Source organism: Psychromonas sp. B3M02, from assembly GCF_003318165.1.
In the GTDB taxonomy this organism is placed as follows: domain Bacteria; phylum Pseudomonadota; class Gammaproteobacteria; order Enterobacterales; family Psychromonadaceae; genus Psychromonas.
In genome coordinates, this window is sequence record NZ_QOCB01000127.1 from 1,743 (window position 1) to 4,705 (window position 2,963).

The following is a 2,963-nucleotide window of genomic DNA, read 5'->3' on the forward strand; positions in this document are numbered from 1 at the left end:
GCACATATGATTGTCTTCTGGTTATCACAAACCTCAAATGTAACACCGCCTATAGCCTTAGCTGCCTTTGCTGCTGCAGGTATTGCTAATACCTCTCCGATGAAATCTGCGGTACAAGCCTTTAAATTAGCACAAGGCTTTTTTATTATTCCAATTATGATGGCATTTTCAGGCTTAATCTGGATGGAAGGTAAAAATGTAGACTTTGTTGTTGCAATAGTGCTAACTGTTGGGTTAATTGTTGCCTTTGCTGGATGTATTGAAGGGCGCTTAGCGACTAAATTATCACTGCTTTCTCGTATAGTGTTATTAGTTTCAGCTTTTGCTATGCTAGTACATCAGCCTTATGTTAATACTGTTGGTTTAGCACTCATAGTCATGATAACTTTGTTCAACATACGCAGCTCTAAAAATGAGAATGCATTAGCTAGCAAAGTAATATAAGTACTTAGGCAGTTATTAACCTCTTAGATAAGATAAGCTGTTTTAAAGGTAACAAATGTTTCTTTAAACAGCTTAACTTAATGATTCATTACCTCATAACCCTGCCTTAACGTAACAATAGATAACATTGATTGCCATTGGCTGCTATTAAATAATGACATTAAAAAAGGAGTTTTTATGAAATATAAATTGTTAGCGACGACTATACTTGCGGGTTGTTTTTCTAATTACGCATCAGCGATTGAAGTTGAATTAACGGATTCGGCATGGGATGGCGTTAAGATACCAGAAGGGCAACAATGTCAGAAGTTTGGTGGTCAAAACCCAATGACACCTGCACTTAAAGTGTCAGAAATCCCTGCAGGATCCGATTCTATCGTACTGGCCTATAGTGATAGAGATTCTGAAAAAATGAATAATGGTGGCCATGGTGTAATGAGTTATGAAATTGACTCAATGACGACGTCTGTTGCTATACCTAAAGTTGCAGGTCATTCATATGACTTACCTGAAAAAGTTACTATGATAGAAGCGCATCGTAGTCCCGGTTGGGATAAAGAAGGCGCTTATATGCCACCATGCTCTGGTGCGAAAGATCATGCTTACTATGTGACAGTAAAGGCAATGAAGGGCGCTCAAGTTACTGCGACCACTGTACTTGAATTGGGTAATTATTAGTTAATGTAACCTTATCTAGTGCCAAATCCTTCTCACGATTATAAATTCACTTTAAAGCAATTTTTAGTGAATTTTTTTTACCCTCTGTTTGATAATAGTAAGCTCAATAGCAGTGTTCCAGATAATATTAAAACAACTTGAACGATCGTTATAAATATGTTTGAATGAGTGTTCAATTAAAGAGGGAGTCTCACATGATTAAATTTTATTTTCACCATACACCTAACCCAATGAAAGTAGCACTTTTCCTAGAAGAAACAGGTTTACCTTACGAAGTGGTTCCTCTTGATACATTAAAAGGTGAGCAACATACCCCTGAGTACAAAGCGATCAACCCAAACGCTAAAACACCTGCTATTATTGATGACGAAACTCGTGTTTTTGATTCAAACGCTATCTTAATGTACCTATCTGAAAAATCAGGTAAATTAACGGGTAAACCAGAATATCGTGGTGAAATGCTATCATGGTTAATGTTCATTGCTTCTGGACTTGGTCCTTACTCTGGTCAATCTGTACATTTTAGACATGCAGCGCCAGAAGGCTTAGACTATGCAGTTAACCGTTACTTGCGTGAAGCACAACGCCACTATGAAGTATTAGATACACATATGGAAGGCCGTGAGTTTATCGTAGGTGATGAATTCACTATTGCAGATGTTTCTGCATGGGGCTGGATTGACAAGGCACCTGTGGTACTTGGAGAAGAAGGTTTAGCTCCATACCCTAACTTACAACGTTGGTTTAACAGTATTGATAGTCGTCCTGCTGTTGCTCGTGCGCGTAACATTGCAAAAGACGTTGAATTTAAAAAAGAGTTTGATGAAGAAGCCAAACGTGCTTTCTTCCCTTCAAACTACCCAAAAGCTTAATTTATCAATAAGGAGTGAATATGACTGAACAATATGTCCCACCTAAAATTTGGGTACATGATACTAATGGTGGCAACAAGTGGGCTAACATTAATCGACCGGAGTCAGGTGCTACACATGACAAGGTTTTGCCGTCAGGTGAGCATAAAATACAGTTATATTCATTAGGTACTCCTAATGGTCAGAAAGTAACTATCATGCTTGAAGAGTTATTAGCTTTAGGTATTAGTGAAGCTGAGTATGATGCTTATTTAATTAATATTGGTGAAGGTGATCAATTTTCATCTGGTTTTGTAGAAGTTAATCCAAACTCTAAAATACCAGCACTTGTTGATAAAACAAGCGGGGATGACCTTAATGTTTTTGAATCTGCATCTATTTTAGTGCACTTAGCTGAAAAGTTTGATCAATTCTTACCAGCATCAGGTGCAGCGCGAACCGCTACATTCAACTGGTTATTTTGGGCACAAGGCTCAGCTCCGTTTTTAGGAGGTGGTTTTGGCCATTTTTATGCCTATGCGGATGAAAAGTTTGAATATCCAATTAATCGATTTGCGATGGAAGCGAAGCGTCAACTTGATGTATTAGATAAGCAACTAGCCAATAACACTTTTGTTACTGGTGAAGAGATCACTATTGCCGATATGGCAATTTGGCCTTGGTACGGTAACCTAGTATTAGGTAACTTATATGATGCTGCTGAATTCTTACAAGTTGAGGCTTACACTAACGTTATGCGTTGGGCTAAGTTACTTGAACAACGTCAAGGATTTCAACGTGGCCGCACGGTAAATCGTCCTTTCGGTGAAGAGTGGGAAAAAGTACAAGAACGCCACTCAGCTGCAGATATCGATGCTGTGTTAGCCAAAAAACCTAAGTAATCACTCGTTATATAGCTAATAACGCCATCTAAGTTGACGTTATTAGCTCTTTTCCTTCGATTGACTTTTTTAGTTATTTAGCTATTTA

3 protein-coding genes and 1 pseudogene are annotated in these 2,963 nt (G+C 38.1%); all 4 read left to right on the top strand.

Annotation, left to right across the window (positions count from 1 at the left end; translation table 11 throughout):
- Positions 1-444: pseudogene (locus DS885_RS14110) on the top strand (TRAP transporter large permease subunit); the annotation flags it as partial.
- Positions 445-621: 177 nt separating this feature from the next.
- The gene (locus DS885_RS14115; protein ID WP_113820063.1) at positions 622-1,122 is read left to right on the top strand and encodes a hypothetical protein; all 501 of its coding nucleotides are present in this window, start codon (positions 622-624) and stop codon (positions 1,120-1,122) included.
- A 194-nt stretch (positions 1,123-1,316) separates the two neighbouring features.
- Positions 1,317-1,994: a glutathione S-transferase family protein gene (locus tag DS885_RS14120; RefSeq protein WP_113820064.1), complete on the top strand. Its 678-nt coding sequence runs from the start codon at positions 1,317-1,319 to the stop codon at positions 1,992-1,994.
- A 20-nt stretch (positions 1,995-2,014) separates the two neighbouring features.
- On the top strand, positions 2,015-2,875 hold the full coding sequence (gene yghU / locus DS885_RS14125; RefSeq protein ID WP_113820065.1) for a glutathione-dependent disulfide-bond oxidoreductase: 861 nt from the start codon (positions 2,015-2,017) through the stop codon (positions 2,873-2,875).
- Positions 2,876-2,963: the final 88 nt, after the last annotated feature.

Bases quoted from the DNA above. Each gene is read 5' to 3' on its own strand.
- DS885_RS14115 (WP_113820063.1), top strand. From the start codon at position 622: ATGAAATATAAATTGTTAGCGACGACTATACTTGCGGGTTGTTTTTCT.
- DS885_RS14120 (WP_113820064.1), top strand. From the start codon at position 1,317: ATGATTAAATTTTATTTTCACCATACACCTAACCCAATGAAAGTAGCA.
- yghU (WP_113820065.1), top strand. From the start codon at position 2,015: ATGACTGAACAATATGTCCCACCTAAAATTTGGGTACATGATACTAAT.